This window comes from Glaciimonas sp. PAMC28666 (assembly GCF_016917355.1).
GTDB lineage: Bacteria > Pseudomonadota > Gammaproteobacteria > Burkholderiales > Burkholderiaceae_D > Glaciimonas.
The window spans coordinates 1,261,591-1,275,716 of the sequence record NZ_CP070304.1 but is presented as its reverse complement, the minus strand read 5'-3'; the positions used below and the strand labels follow the sequence as shown (position 1 = coordinate 1,275,716).

General features: G+C 51.9%; 12 protein-coding genes and 1 tRNA gene. 4 read left to right on the top strand and 9 right to left on the bottom strand.

Annotated features, from left to right (window positions below; translation table 11 throughout):
• Positions 1–157: 157 nt before the first annotated feature.
• Positions 158–2,920, bottom strand: a complete 2,763-nt coding sequence (mgtA, locus tag JQN73_RS05340) for a magnesium-translocating P-type ATPase (RefSeq protein ID WP_205322084.1) — start codon at positions 2,918–2,920, stop codon at positions 158–160.
• Positions 2,921–4,066: 1,146 nt separating this feature from the next.
• Between mgtA and JQN73_RS05335 the strand changes: the two genes are divergently transcribed.
• Together JQN73_RS05335 and dacB are read left to right on the top strand one after the other, a co-directional pair.
• Entirely contained in the window at positions 4,067–4,249 is a 183-nt protein-coding gene (locus tag JQN73_RS05335) for a hypothetical protein (RefSeq protein ID WP_205322083.1), read from the top strand.
• A gap of 254 nt (positions 4,250–4,503) precedes the next feature.
• Complete coding sequence (gene dacB / locus JQN73_RS05330) at positions 4,504–5,964, top strand: D-alanyl-D-alanine carboxypeptidase/D-alanyl-D-alanine-endopeptidase (RefSeq protein WP_205322082.1); 1,461 nt, start codon at positions 4,504–4,506, stop codon at positions 5,962–5,964.
• Between the two features lie 120 nt (positions 5,965–6,084).
• On the opposite strand, the gene JQN73_RS05325 is transcribed toward dacB, so the two are convergent.
• The 3 genes from JQN73_RS05325 to JQN73_RS05315 form a co-directional block, all read right to left on the bottom strand.
• Positions 6,085–6,588, bottom strand: a complete 504-nt coding sequence (locus JQN73_RS05325) for a TPM domain-containing protein (protein WP_205322081.1) — start codon at positions 6,586–6,588, stop codon at positions 6,085–6,087.
• Positions 6,589–7,395 carry a YgcG family protein gene (locus tag JQN73_RS05320; RefSeq protein WP_205322080.1) on the bottom strand — a complete coding sequence of 269 codons (807 nt, stop codon included), beginning with the start codon at positions 7,393–7,395 and terminating at the stop codon, positions 6,589–6,591. It abuts the gene before it with no gap.
• A 113-nt stretch (positions 7,396–7,508) separates the two neighbouring features.
• Entirely contained in the window at positions 7,509–8,108 is a 600-nt protein-coding gene (locus tag JQN73_RS05315) for a LemA family protein (protein ID WP_205322079.1), read from the bottom strand.
• 248 nt (positions 8,109–8,356) lie between these two features.
• On the opposite strand from JQN73_RS05315, the gene pyrF reads away from it, so the two are divergent.
• Entirely contained in the window at positions 8,357–9,184 is an 828-nt protein-coding gene (gene pyrF / locus JQN73_RS05310) for an orotidine-5'-phosphate decarboxylase (protein WP_205322078.1), read from the top strand.
• Between the two features lie 36 nt (positions 9,185–9,220).
• On the opposite strand, the gene JQN73_RS05305 is transcribed toward pyrF, so the two are convergent.
• From JQN73_RS05305 to JQN73_RS05285, 5 genes are all read right to left on the bottom strand, one after another.
• A complete protein-coding gene (locus JQN73_RS05305; protein ID WP_205322077.1) occupies positions 9,221–9,718 on the bottom strand; it encodes a CinA family protein in 498 nt (165 codons plus the stop codon).
• A gap of 105 nt (positions 9,719–9,823) precedes the next feature.
• Positions 9,824–10,294, bottom strand: a complete 471-nt coding sequence (locus tag JQN73_RS05300) for a phosphatidylglycerophosphatase A (protein ID WP_205323199.1) — start codon at positions 10,292–10,294, stop codon at positions 9,824–9,826.
• An 80-nt stretch (positions 10,295–10,374) separates the two neighbouring features.
• Positions 10,375–11,355, bottom strand: coding sequence for a thiamine-phosphate kinase (gene thiL / locus JQN73_RS05295; RefSeq protein WP_205322076.1), 981 nt, complete (start codon positions 11,353–11,355; stop codon positions 10,375–10,377).
• A 339-nt stretch (positions 11,356–11,694) separates the two neighbouring features.
• Positions 11,695–12,402, bottom strand: coding sequence for a tRNA (guanosine(46)-N7)-methyltransferase TrmB (trmB, locus tag JQN73_RS05290; RefSeq protein ID WP_205322075.1), 708 nt, complete (start codon positions 12,400–12,402; stop codon positions 11,695–11,697).
• Between the two features lie 139 nt (positions 12,403–12,541).
• Positions 12,542–12,615 (bottom strand) — tRNA-Gly (locus JQN73_RS05285).
• Between the two features lie 185 nt (positions 12,616–12,800).
• On the opposite strand from JQN73_RS05285, the gene JQN73_RS05280 reads away from it, so the two are divergent.
• Positions 12,801–14,087 carry an aspartate carbamoyltransferase gene (locus JQN73_RS05280; protein WP_205322074.1) on the top strand — a complete coding sequence of 429 codons (1,287 nt, stop codon included), beginning with the start codon at positions 12,801–12,803 and terminating at the stop codon, positions 14,085–14,087.
• The last annotated feature ends 39 nt before the right edge of the window (positions 14,088–14,126 follow it).

Below are 14,126 nucleotides of genomic sequence, written 5' to 3'. Positions count from 1 at the left end.
TGTGACGCGCAATTCATGTGCAATGCGCACGCAATCCACGCGCAAGACCAGTGCAAAAAAAGACGGACAGCAAATGCTGTCCGTCTTTTTTTTATTTTTACCTCTTTAACGGCTTATCAGACTTACTAATATGCCGTTCAACGTTCATCGGTTGCGGTTACTGCCAACCATACCGTTTAGCGTACCAACCTTTCATCATCTGGGTCAATACCGCGTACGCACCCAAAATCAACAGGAGCCAAGGGAAATAGCTGAACGGCAATGCTTCCAATTTAAAGTAATGCGCTAACGGCGACATCGGCAACAAGATACCAATCGCCATGATGATGACCGTCATGCTGATCAGCGCCCAGGATGCGCGGCTCTGGAAGAACGGTATTTTGCGGGTCCGTATCATGTGCACGATCAACGTTTGAGACAACAGACCTTCGATGAACCAGCCTGACTGGAACAGGGTTTGGTGCTCGGTGGTATTGGCACCAAACACGTACCATAACAAAGCAAAGGTGGCGATATCGAAGATGGAGCTAATTGGGCCAAAAAAGATCATAAAGCGACCGATTTCTTTCGGGTCCCAGCGCTGCGGCTTCTCCAGAAATTCCTTATCGACGTTATCAAACGGGATTGTAATCTGCGAAATATCATAAAGCAGATTTTGTACTAACAAATGCAGCGGCAACATCGGCAAGAAGGGTAAGAATGCGCTCGCCACCAGCACGGAAAATACATTTCCGAAATTGGAACTGGCGGTCATTTTGATGTACTTCAGCATGTTCGCGAACGTCTTGCGACCTTCCAGCACACCTTCTTCCAGCACCATCAGACTCTTTTCCAGCAGAATGATATCCGCTGCTTCCTTGGCAATATCCACCGCTGTGTCGACTGAAATACCGATGTCGGCAGCCCTCAGAGCAGGAGCGTCATTGATGCCGTCGCCCATGAAACCGACTACGTGGCCGTTATCATGCAACCTGCGTACGATCCGTTCCTTATGGTCGGGACTGAGTTTGGCGAACACGGTAGTTTTTTCGACTGCAATGGCCAGGTCTGCGTCGCTCATGTCTTCGACATCCGAGCCAAGCAACATACCGTCTACGGTCAAGCCGACCTGGCGACAGATTTTGGCGGTGACCAGCTGATTGTCGCCGGTCAGAATTTTGACGGTAACTCCGTGCTTTTTTAGAGCATCCAGCGCGGGCTTGGTCGATTCCTTTGGAGGATCGAGAAAAGCGATGTAGCCGATCAGGACCAAATCCGATTCGTCGGCCACGCCATAGACTTCCTTGGTCGGCGGCAAATCTTTGGCAGCGACAGCGACTACCCGCAAACCTTCCGCGTTGAGGCTGGCCGTGGTCTCGTGAATTTCCTTTAAAAGCGCAGCGCTAAATGGCACCACAGTGCCATTGTGGCGGGCATGCGTACAAACGGAAACGATCTCTTCGACGGCACCCTTGCAAATCAATTCATGATGATCCTCGCGCTCGCTGACGACCACCGACATGCGGCGACGCTGAAAGTCGAATGGGATTTCATCGACCTTGCGATAGGCAGAGGCCAGCGCCATTTCACGTTGCAACTCGGCGTGATCCAGGACCGCAACGTCAAGCAGGTTTTTGAGGCCGGTCTGGTAGTGACTATTCAGGTAAGCGTATTCCAATACCAGGTCATCTTGCTTGCCTAAAATATCGGTATGACGTTCCAGAAAAATTTTGTCCTGGGTCAACGTTCCGGTTTTATCTGTGCATAAGACGTCCATCGCGCCAAAATTCTGGATCGCGTCAAGGCGTTTAACGATCACCTTCTTGCGCGAAAGCGCCACAGCGCCTTTCGCCAGCGTGGACGTGACAATCATCGGGAGCATTTCCGGTGTCAGGCCGACCGCCACCGATAAGCCGAATAAAAATGCCTCCACCCAATCACCCTTGGTGAAGCCATTTAGGAAGAATACGATAGGCGTCATCACCATCATGAAACGAATCAACAGCCAGCTAACTTTATTGACGCCCAGCTGAAACGCGGTGGGTGTGCGGTCGGTGGCGGTCACGCGTTCGGCCAGTGCGCCAAAATAAGTCTGATTTCCGGTCGTGACCACGACGGCAGTGGCTGATCCACTGATGACGTTAGTGCCCATGAAGCAAAGATTGTCCAGCTCCAGCGGATTGTTGGTAGCGTCACCACGATGCACGACAAATTTCTCTACCGGAAGCGATTCGCCGGTCATGGCCGCCTGGCTGATAAACAGATCCTTAGCGGTCAGTAAGCGTAAATCTGCAGGGATCATATCGCCAGCGGAGAGCTGGACGATATCGCCCGGAACCAGTTTTTTGATGGCGAGTTCGATTCTGCGCGCACCCTTTGGATGCAACGTCGCGTCAAAATAGCGCAATGCTTCATCGGCGATGTCAGCGACCAGGTCATGCCGCAAAACGGTGGCTGTGTTACTCACCATTTCTTTAAGCTTGTCAGCAGCGCTGTTGGAGCGAGATTCCTGTACGAAGCGCATCAGCGTCGATAACACCACCATCGTTCCGATGACGACGGTGGCTTTCATGTCTTCAGTTGCAAACGACACTGCCGCCAGCACAGTCAGTAGAAGGTTGAATGGATTCTTGTAGCATTGCCACAGATGCGCCCACCATGGCAACGGTTTTTCATGCTCGACTTCATTGGGGCCGACCACAAGCCGGATCGCATCGGCTTCGGAATCGGTCAAACCATCGGTGCGGCTGTGCAATTGATCGAGCAACGCTGGCAACTCGGATCGGGCGGCCTTGAGTAAATGCTGCGCAAGCGTTGGCGGGACTTCATTAGGCGTTGGTGTGCTACTGAACATGTCACCACCGAAGCGACGAAAATGCCGGTCCATGCCATGCGCATGAACAAACCTGACGAAGGTGTCTTTCAAGAGATTCAGATTCATAGTGTCATTTTTTCTATATAGAATTCTTGGCCGCGTTGATCTTTCCTGCCTAATTAATCGAACTCATATCAGTCCGACGTATTGTGGGCACAATCGCATACTAGCGACGTTTCAAGGTCATCACTAAAGTCTCCGATGCAGCTAACCACTGGTGAATTTTGTATGCCGCCGCAGGTTTCTACGATGGCTTTTTATATTCGCTGTTACTGGCTAACGTTAAACTGAAATTTTAGGGATTGCCTTATCAGGACATCTGGAATTACTCCAGCACTTCACGGCCTGCCATTAATGTTGGCGGCAATTATCTTGCCGTCAGGGGTGATCAAGACTAAATACTTCTGATAGAACGGATACGACGGATACAAACTTTAAGGCTATTCGATGACACTTTCACGTAAAAGATAGCGACCCGCATGAAGGCTGAACACCCCCGCGATAGTAACGCCTTATCGGCACCCGGCGGCATCTAAGCGGGACCCACACGGACCGGTCACCCAAGATGAACGTGATTAACCGGAAGGGCATTCCAATCATCCGCTCAGCTGAATATGGCTGGGCATGTGTATCGGTGGATAGAATCAGCGCATACCCACGCTACAGGTGCAAACATCGCGGTAAAACAATACGTGAGCGCGCAAACAGTGCTGACGCAATCCGCGTAACTATCTTTATTGGGTAATGGAAATCTGCGACCAATGCAAACACGACGTCTGCAATGATCATTGGGATACCATCATTCGCCGGCGGCGAGATGACAGCAGGGGAAGCCTGCGTTATCTTGCCGGGACGATGCCAGAACGGGTCTGGCAACAACTGTCACTCGAACAAGTGCCCATGAATGGGGCTCCATAAAATGAAAACAAGCGGATGGTAATCCTGCCACAAACGTCGGTCAAGAAAAAATTGTGCAGCCCAGCATATGAACCCAACAAAAATGTTTTCTGCGCGGTTTTATGTTGTTTTTGGTGGAAATAAGCGGCTTCAAAAGACTCGCTTGTGACGGCTAGTTGATTGTTTAAAAGACCATGTTTTACAGCTAGCCAAGCTTCCTGAGAGCTCCGTGTAAATCTTATTTATTGTTCTTGTGTCTTGCTAATTGCCTGTAGCAAACTATACTTAAAATATAATCAAAAGACGGAGACAGCCATGCAAAACTTAATTGTCGCTAATTTTCTTTTCTTTATTCCGATGGCGCTCTTCGGATTAATCCTGTTTGCGGAAGTACCGGTCCATTCGAAAATTGCGCACGGTGGATTATGCACAGTCGGATTGATTGTCGGTTCAGGAGCAGCCTTCATACTGTTACAGCTGATCGGGACGATGGTTTAGCCGAGGCGATTGAAGGCATCCCTAATAAGCAGGTGGACGGATGGTGAGATCATACTCTAGCGCGCTAAGCCGTCATGCGCGCTTGACGTTTGATAGCTTGGGAGGAGTGTTCTCACGCACGACTAGCACTGGACTAGCACTGGACTAGATATTGCGGCGGTTGCACAATTTGAGTCAGCCTCGCGACAACGTGCCGGGAGATTTGAGATAGCGTGGGATAATCCACCCATGATTTCCCTTATCTCTTGATATCCATGTCGAAAAAATTCCGCTCGCTCTCTCGCACGCTCTCTATTAGTGCATTACTTTTTTCTTCCTTCTTTTTTTCTTCCTGTACAAATAGCTTCGCTCAGGATTCGACCTCTGCAGCGTTACCCCAGTCGGTCGTCTCGGCACTCCAGAGCGCGGGTATTCCATCGCAAAACGTGGGAATTTACGTGCAGGAGGCCGCCATTGGTGGCAAGGTCTTGGCAGCGAGTAATGTCAATACGCCATTTAATCCCGCCTCCACAATGAAGCTGGTCACCACCGATGCAGCCCTCGAACTATTAGGCCCCACCTTCAACTGGAAGACCGCGGCCTACACGGATGGGCAGCAAATTGGAAGTATTTTGCAGGGCGACCTTATTTTTAAGGGAAGTGGCGACCCTAAATTGGTGCTCGAAAATTTCTGGTTATTTCTGCGTCAAATCCGTGCAAAAGGCATACGCGATATTCGCGGCAACGTTGTGCTGGACCGCAGCATTTTTGACGAAGCAGCATACGATCCATCCCAATTCGATGGCGATCCCTTAAAACCCTACAACGTCGGCCCGGATGCATTGCTGTTGAACTATAAAACGGTGACGTTCCAGTTTATGCCCGATGATGCGACCGGGCTCACCCGCGTAGTGGTCGATCCGCCCATGGCCGGTTACCAGATTATTCCACCGCGCACGGGCAAAGGCGCATGCGGCGACTGGCAAGGAAAGCTCCAGGCGACTTTTGATGACAAAGGCGCGAATTTTAATGGCACCTTTCCAGCATCGTGCGGCGAGAAAACCTGGTACGTAAATCCCTATACCATGAGTTCCACGGCCTATTTTGGCGCGGTATTTCGACAAATGTGGAGCGATCTTGGCGGCACCTTGAGCGGTACGGTGAAAACTGGCATTGTTCCGGTTGGCACGCGGTTCATCGCCGAGTGGGATTCGGTGACCTTGCCAGAGGTGATTCGCGACATCAACAAATATAGCAACAACGTCATGGCGCGCCAGGTGCTGCTGACGATCGCGGCCGACATTCTTAAGTTGCCTGCAACGCCAGAACGCGGCGCCCGCGCAGTGCAGAGTTGGCTCGCCAATAAAGGCATAGCGGCGAATGATCTGGTGATCGAGAATGGTGCGGGTCTCTCCCGTAACGAGCGGATTTCGGCCCAGACCATGGGCCGTATTCTGGCCTCCGCCTATCAGTCGCCAACGATGCCTGAGTTTATGTCATCGATGCCGCTGGTCGGATTTGACGGCACTATGCGCAATCGCTTGAAGGGGCAAGAAATCGCAGGTCAGGCCCATGTGAAAACGGGTACGCTTAATGATGTCCGCGCGATAGCCGGTTATGTATTAGCGGCCTCGGGTAAGTATTATGTGGTGGTATGCCTGATTAATCATGCGAACGCATCGCGTGGGCAAGCTGCGCAGGATGCGTTGTTGCAATGGACCTATGCAAATGGGTGATTTAGTAAGTCAAGATTGGAGTGAGAATTGATTGAGCGTCTGGTTGCTCTATCAAAGTGGACCAACCAGAACTTACTATGCTCGGCGATCAAAGCATCAAAGCATGAAAGCATTAAAGCATTAAAGCATCAAAGGACGATCGGACAATTCGTTAGGCTTTCCGTTGGTATCCGGAAAGTGTGCGGCCAGCAGATTATTCAATTTTTCTAAAGCAGCAAGCGTGCTGTCATGAAACGTCCCGTTGGCAAACTCGCCCGTCATGGTCTGACACACCGCTTGCCATTCTGCCTTAGCGATTGCCCGACCGACGGCCCGGTCGGTGACAATCTCCACTTTGTGGTCCGCGATGTTCACATACAGCAAAACGCCGACATTTTCCTCGGTATCCCACATCCTGTAATGCGAAAAAAGCTCCTGCGCGCGTTGACGTGATGTGACGCCATTCAGTACCGCTGGCAGACTCAACGACGACTCGACGATCATTCTGGCTTCAGCCCGATGCGTGCGCTCACCTTCCGCTATCTTGGTCTGAATGGCGGTCAGTGTGGTCGCCGGAAATGCTTTTCGCGCACTTCGACCTGTGGTGAAGAGGTGTTGGAGCAGCCGTTTCATTGTTTTTGTCATTTACCAATTCCCCGAGGCGCCACCGCCATCGAAACCCCCGCCGCCGCCGCCGAAACTTCCACCTCCGCCGCCACCGCCGAATCCGCCACCACCTCCGCCGCGGCCGGATTGACTTAAGATACTTCCGAGAACAACGCCAGCTGCATTGCCCCAGACATTGTTATTGAGTGAGTTCCCGGATCCGGGGCCGCTCCCGTCGCCGCCCCGTCGGCGCGAGCTGAGCATCATAAAAACGATGAACCCGACGAATATAAGTGGCGCCAGTACACCAAAAATGCCGGAGTCCGACTCTTGATGCTGAGCTTGTTTACGCTGCGCCGGTGGCAACGTCTGCTGATCCAGAATCGAGGTTATCGCGGTGACACCGGCGGTCAGGCCACCATAAAAATCACCTTTTTGAAAGTAGGGCGCGATCACATCCTGCAATACCCGCTTCGACTGTGCATCGGTGAGGACGCCTTGAACGCCCCGTCCCGATTCGATCCGCAATCGTCGCAATCCGGGCGGGTTGTCCTTCGCAACGATTAAAATCACGCCGTCATCCACCCCTTTGCGCCCCAGCTTCCAGGCGTCGGCCACGCGGATGCTGTAGTCTTCAATCGCTTCCGGTGCGGTGGTACTCATCAGCAACACCGCGATCTGACTGCCGGTCCGCGTTTCGTAGTCACCCAGCACGGAATCCAACGTTGCCCGCTGTTCTGGCTGCAGCATACCGATCTGATCGGTAACATGGGCTTGCAACGGCGGCACCGCAACTTGCTTTTCGGCTTGCGCGAAGGCCGGAGTTCCCACTATGGTGAGAAGCATGAAAATCGCGAGAGTGGCGAGAGTGGCGGACCAGCGCGTCAGGATGCGCTGCACAACCGTTGCTCTCGGTGCTTTGTGGCACCAAGAGCAAGCCAAGGTCGCGGGCATGTGCATTATTTTTTACCGCCGAAATCAACATCGGGTGAAGTCGATATCGCTTTTTCGTTATCCACGGTGAAAGACGGTTTCACTGTATACCCCATCGCTTTTGCCGTCAGGTTGGTAGGGAAACTGCGCGCCAGCACGTTATATTCCTGCACCGCGACGATGTAACGATTACGTGCCACCTTGATACGATTTTCAACGCCTTCAAGTTGCGATTGCGCATCGCGATACAGGCCATCCGCTTTCAGTTGAGGATAGTTTTCCGACACAGCCATCAAGCGCGACAGGGCTGAGGACAATTGCCCCTGAACCTGCTGAAACTTGGCCAACGCCGCGGGATCGTTCAGTACCTCCGGCGTAATCTGGAAACTCGTCGCAGCCGAACGCGCCTTTGTGACCGCTTCAAAAGTCGCTTCTTCATGCGTTGCGTACGCTTTCACGATCTGTGCAATTTTGGGAACCAGGTCGGCCCGTCCCTGATATTGGTTCACGACTTCGCCCCAGGCGGCTTTTACGGCTTCATCTTTAGTTTGAAAATCGTTATAGCCGCACGCGCTGAGTAGGGAGGCGAATACCACGATCGCCAGCCATTTAACGGATCTATGCATGTTTATTCCTCAAAATCAGTCAGGCCCGCTGGCCTTTGTTGAACGGTAGCAAACTATTGCAATCGACTCAAGAGCTAATAATGACTATTCAGGTCTATGTTACCGCTCAAAGGCATTATGGCGCTGCAGCGGATACCGCAAGGCTGTAGCCTCCGTGCTAATACGGAGAGGAAGCCAACTATTTTAGACGCTGCTCTGACGATGGCAACAAGTTACAATGGCGACATTCGCATTATTAAGGCTTCATCGTGTCTTTCATTGATAAATTATCCACCGCTTGGGCTGTCAACAATTCGCTGCTTTGTGTAGGGCTTGATCCGGATATTACTAAATTTCCAGCCCATTTGCATAACCAACCGGATGCTATTTTTACATTCTGCAAGGCAATTATCGATGCCACCGCGGATACAGCGTGTGCATTTAAACCGCAAATCGCCTATTTTTCAGCGTTACGAGCCGAAGATCAGCTTGAAGCGATTTGCGACTATATCCGCAGCGCGCATCCAACTATTCCAATCGTTCTCGACGCCAAACGTGGTGACATTGGCGCCACTGCGGAGCAATACGCCCGCGAAGCCTACGAGCGATATGGTGCCCACGCGGTGACCATGAGCCCGTACATGGGATGGGATTCAGTCGCTCCTTATCTGGAATGGAAAGATCGCGGCGCTATCATTCTGTGCCGCACATCCAATCCAGGTGGCTCTGACCTGCAGTTCATGAACGTTGAAGGCAAGCCGCTGTATCAGCACGTCGCCCGACTCGTCGCGGACAAATGGAATACCAACGGGCAATGCGCGCTGGTGGTCGGGGCGACATTTCCTGACGAATTAGCACAAGTGCGCCAAATCATCGGCGACATGCCCTTGTTAGTACCGGGAATTGGTGCGCAGGGCGGCGATATTCAAGCTACCGTGAATGCTGGCAAAACATCAAACGGTACAGGCATGATGATCAACTCATCGCGCGCTATTTTGTATGCAAAGGTAAACGAAGCGGCAGGAGAAGAATTTGCATCCGCCGCCCGCCGCGTCGCAATCGAAACACGTGATGCAATTAATCGCTTTCGTGCCTGACGAGAATTAGCCAGTCTAGACTAGGACGTCTTGTTGTTATTTCAAAAATCGCAACAACCCCTGCAACGAATGGGCTATCGTCTGTTCGCGTATGGCGTGTCTGTCACCGTGAAAAATCAACCGTTCAGTATGTGTTTGGTGTCTCGTGGTCCAACCGAAACAGATGGTTCCGACTGGCTTGCCAGGGACCGCACCGCCGGGGCCAGCGATACCGGTCGTTGACAGGGCGACATGCGCGCCGCTGTTGGCAAGGGCGCTCTCAGCCATTGCCGCGGCGATTTCTTCGCTGACGGCGCCGTGTTGCGCAAGCAATGCTTCTGAAATATCCAGCAGCTCCGTCTTGGAGGCATTCGAATAAGTGACAAAACCACAATCAAACCATTCCGACGAACCCGCAATATCGGTGATGGCCTGAGAGACACCGCCACCGGTACACGATTCAGCAGTGGCCAATAACCAGCCTTTGGCTTTCAACGCCCGACCTACTTCTTCAGCGAGGTCAACTAGTTGCTCAGTTTCGACGTTGGTGTCCATTCTTGTGCTCCTGTTTAGAGTTCCAATCAATCATTACATACTGCCACTTGTCGCGGTCAGATGCAATCGGCGCAGCATCGAATGTCATCCGTAAATTTTACAAAATCACTGAAAAACACGCCAAAAAGCACATACCAGTAAGGTATAAAATGCTGCCAGAATGTCATCCCACATAACGCCCAAACCGCCTTTCATGTGACGATCAAAATAGCCGATCGGTGGTGGCTTCACCATATCAAAGAAACGAAACACGATAAACGCCCAAAATTGCGTCCACCATGGCGCTGGCGTGACCACCACCAGTACCAGCCAAAACGCAATAATTTCATCCCAGACCATGCTGCCATGATCTGAAACGCCCAGATCGCGCCCGGTGCGTTGGCAGGTCCAGATACCGACGATAAAGCCGGCCGCAATCAACACCAACCAGTTCAGCGGCGTAAAGTAATGCGGCCAGCGTGCAGACAAAACGACGAAAGTCAGCCATGCAAATAAAGTACCAAACGTACCCGGCATGACGGGCGACAATCCGCTTCCGAAGCCTTGCGCGATAAAATGCGCTGGATGGGATAGCATGAAACGCGCCGTCGCTTTGACCTTGGCCCGAGGATTCAGGGACTGTTGCGTTGGTGCCGGGGGTGAAGTCAATGTTGGATTCATGTTGTACGAAAGTGGTCAAAGGAAGTCAGTTGTAAATCGAGCGGTACACCATTCACATCGATAAAGCGCAATCCTGCCAAGGCATCAACGCACCCAATCCGCGTGACTTCCGTGCTTGAGACCATTGCAGCGTTCATAACGGCTTCGCGCTTCGTGGGTGGCGCAGTGAAACATAACTCGTAATCGTCACCACCAGCGAGCGTAAATAAACGTTGAAAAGTGTGGGTTTGTCGAAGAAGCGCAGGTCCGGATGGTATGGTATCCACGGCCAACGTCGCACCCACGCCCGAGCGCTCCAGGATGTGACCAAGATCCCCCGCTAACCCGTCCGAGATATCAATCGCAGCATGTGCAATTCCCCGTAATGCGATGCCGAGCGCCACACGCGGTGTCGGATGATGCATGCGGGTGGCAGCGAGTGCATGTTCATCGCCATCCATAATAATTTGATCGGTAAATTCATGGCGATAACCGGCCAGCGCCAACCGCGCATCGCCCAGGGTGCCTGAAACCCAAATATCGTCGCCAGCAAGCGCCGCATCGCGGCGCAGTGCTTGTCCTGGCAACGTTTCGCCAAAGATAGTGATACAAATATTCAGCGGCCCTTTAGTCGTATCGCCGCCGATCAATTCACAGTCGTGCACATCTGCCAGCGCCAGCAATCCGGCGGCAAAAGGTGCCAACCACTCCGCTCGTGCTTCCGGCAAGGCCAACGCCAGGGTGAACCCCAGCGGTCGCGCGCCCATTGCGGCCAGATCGGAAAGATTCACCGCCAGTGATTTATGACCCAGTGAATACGGATCGACGTCGGCAAAAAAATGCCGACCAGCTACCAGCATGTCGGATGACACAGCTAATTGCATGCCAGCAGTAGGCATCAATAACGCGCAGTCGTCCCCCACGCCAAGCGCAACCGGACCATCAGCGCGTGGTGCACGAGTGAAATATTGAGAGATAAGATCAAATTCTGAAAGCATGTCAGGATTGTACCGAATGGCACCATGGAAACACAGGCATACTGAACAGTAGCGCAGAGAATGTTGGGTTTAGCCGGGTTTTAGGCGCGACCATCACGGTGATGGCTCTGTAAATTGGGGGTATGGTGAATAAAACATGCGGCAGGAGCCGGATGTACGGCGCTGAATGAGGCTTTAGACCAAAGAAGCTGCGAGATGGGTAAAGCCAGATCAACGTTGCAAATCAGCGGCTTCTCAACGTTTTAAAAAGTGCGGATTCACGAATTAGGGCCAAGACCGTTCGGTGATTGCAAATAATCTTCCTTGGGCGCGTAGCCATGCCAGTCGCTCCCCGCAACCTTATATTTTGACGAACACCACATCCCACACGCCATGTCCCAACTTAATGCCGCGGTTTTCAAACTTGGTTATCGGGCGATAATCAGGACGCGGCGCATAGGCCTCCGCCGAATTTTTAAGGGTCGGTTCAGCACTCAGCACTTCCAGAATTTGCTCTGCGTACTCTTCCCAATCCGTCGCGCAATGCAAATAGCCGCCCGATGCAATCCGCGATGCCAGCAAACTCACCAGCGGGCCTTGCAGCAGACGGCGTTTGTTATGGCGCGCTTTGTGCCACGGGTCAGGGAAAAACACATGCGCCCCAGCCAGTGAGTCAGGTGCAATCATATGCGTCAATACTTCTACCGCGTCATGCTGAATAATCCGCTGATTGGACAGCGATTGTTCTCCAATCAACTTTAACAAGCTACCCACACCAGGTGTATGCACCTCAACGCCGATAAAGTTCTTCTCTGGCATACCCGCCGAAATTTTCGCGCTGGTTTCACCCATCCCAAAGCCAATCTCAAAAATCGTTGGCGCGGAGCGCTCAAACGTACTTTCCAGATCAAGCACCTTTTTTTCATAAGGCACACAAAACTGCGGCCCCAATTCCTCAATAGCCCGCGCCTGCGCAATCGACAAGCGCCCCGCACGCGTCACAAAGCTACGAATCCGGCGCTCCGTAGGATCATAAAAAAGAGGTTTTCTAGGTTGATTTTCTGACATGCGAGATGGACGGCTAAATAAAGTGAAAAAGAGTGCGGACGACGAAGCGTAAGATTCCGGGTCAAAAGCCCAAATGCAAGCCGCAATAACCGTATTCGCAATAAAAAACGGCACCTAAGAACAGGTGCCAGTCGTAACCTGGAGCGGATGGAGGGGATCGAACCCTCGTCTAGAGCTTGGGAAGCTCTCGTTCTACCATTGAACTACACCCGCGATAAGCGCATTTTACGCGGGTTTGGGGTCGGTTGGGAAATTGACGTGTGGGTGAAATATTCGAGAATTTGATGGCGAGGTCGTTCAGGGTGAGTTGATTCTGAGCGCTCTCGTTCGCATCTTTCTCAGGTCGGCTTAATAGTGATAGTATGCGCAAAGCGTATATTATTAAAGGAATAAATTTTATGAGCGTACAGCAGTCATTTCTTCGCGACGCAATGCGAAAACTCAACTTAACACGCGAAGCTTTTGCTGGCCGAATTGGAGTCACCCGTCGCGCCCTTGATAGTTGGCTATTACCGATTGAATCGCAAGAATTCCGTTCCATGCCGGAAATAGTGGAGCGCTTTACATCAGAAATATTGCAATCCAGTGCGCTCGAGGTAAATACGCAAAGCGTACATCATGTAATTTCGCCAGCCCCCATTTCGTTTGAGGGGCGACCGCAGTTGATTTCAGTAGAACAGTTTTCGCGTGAATCGGCAGAGGCTTTGTTTCGCCTGGCGGATATCATGCAACCAATAGCGCGCAGGCAAAAGATATCCCGGGTGTTAGAAGGTGCGGTGCTGGGTAATCTATTTTTTGAAGCAAGTACTCGCACGCGTGTCAGTTTTGGTGCTGCTTTCTGCCGGCTGGGTGGAGCTATATGCGACACCACTGGATTTACTTTTTCCTCCATGGCTAAAGGAGAGTCCATTTATGACACGAGTCGTGTCATCAGCGGATACGTCGATGCTATGGTGGTCAGACACCCTGAACAGGGTTCAGTGGCGGAATTTGCGCGTGCGACCAATATTCCGGTTGTGAATGGCGGTGACGGAGCTGGAGAACATCCAAGCCAGGCTTTGCTTGATCTATATACGATACAACGAGAGTTCTCGCGCTTAAATAGAGTAGTAGATGGCATGCATATCGTTTTCGTCGGTGACCTGAAATATGGACGCACGGTCCATTCATTGGTCAAACTGCTTGCGCTCTATCGCGGAATAAAATTCACGTTGATTGCCCCGCCATCACTGGATTTGCCATCCCACATCCTTGAACAAATTTCAAAAAACGGCAACGTTGTCGAGCACACTTCCAGCCTGACATCGGGCTTAATCGGAGCGGATGTAGTGTACGCAACCCGCGTCCAAAAAGAGCGGTTTTCTGATGAATCTTTTGAGGGATACACGCCTGAATTTCAGATTAACAAAGCCTTGGTCGACGCAAGCTGCCGACCGGATACGTTGGTAATGCATCCCCTTCCTCGTGATAGCCGTGCCGGCGCAAATGATCTTTCCACTGACTTAAATCATGACTCCCGTTTGGCCATTTTCCGTCAAACCGACAATGGTATTCCGATCAGGATGGCGATATTTGCATCATTACTTGGCGTTGATAATCAAGTGGCCCACTCAATGCGGGATGCTGCGTGGCTGCCGCCGCGTTACATTGGACCGGATGACGCCATTTTTCATGGTATTGATTGATTTCATCGATCGAGAGGCCTACTCACCTCCATTCGAGCA

Excerpts from the sequence above, each read along its gene's own strand:
- JQN73_RS05280 (WP_205322074.1), top strand. The coding sequence starts at position 12,801 with ATGAGCGTACAGCAGTCATTTCTTCGCGACGCAATGCGAAAACTCAAC.
- thiL (WP_205322076.1), bottom strand. The coding sequence starts at position 11,355 with ATGCTTTCAGAATTTGATCTTATCTCTCAATATTTCACTCGTGCACCA.
- mgtA (WP_205322084.1), bottom strand. The coding sequence starts at position 2,920 with ATGAATCTGAATCTCTTGAAAGACACCTTCGTCAGGTTTGTTCATGCG.
- JQN73_RS05325 (WP_205322081.1), bottom strand. The coding sequence starts at position 6,588 with ATGACAAAAACAATGAAACGGCTGCTCCAACACCTCTTCACCACAGGT.
- JQN73_RS05320 (WP_205322080.1), bottom strand. The coding sequence starts at position 7,395 with ATGCTTCTCACCATAGTGGGAACTCCGGCCTTCGCGCAAGCCGAAAAG.
- dacB (WP_205322082.1), top strand. The coding sequence starts at position 4,504 with ATGTCGAAAAAATTCCGCTCGCTCTCTCGCACGCTCTCTATTAGTGCA.
- JQN73_RS05300 (WP_205323199.1), bottom strand. The coding sequence starts at position 10,294 with ATGCTATCCCATCCAGCGCATTTTATCGCGCAAGGCTTCGGAAGCGGA.
- JQN73_RS05335 (WP_205322083.1), top strand. The coding sequence starts at position 4,067 with ATGCAAAACTTAATTGTCGCTAATTTTCTTTTCTTTATTCCGATGGCG.
- JQN73_RS05305 (WP_205322077.1), bottom strand. The coding sequence starts at position 9,718 with ATGGACACCAACGTCGAAACTGAGCAACTAGTTGACCTCGCTGAAGAA.
- trmB (WP_205322075.1), bottom strand. The coding sequence starts at position 12,402 with ATGTCAGAAAATCAACCTAGAAAACCTCTTTTTTATGATCCTACGGAG.
- JQN73_RS05315 (WP_205322079.1), bottom strand. The coding sequence starts at position 8,108 with ATGCATAGATCCGTTAAATGGCTGGCGATCGTGGTATTCGCCTCCCTA.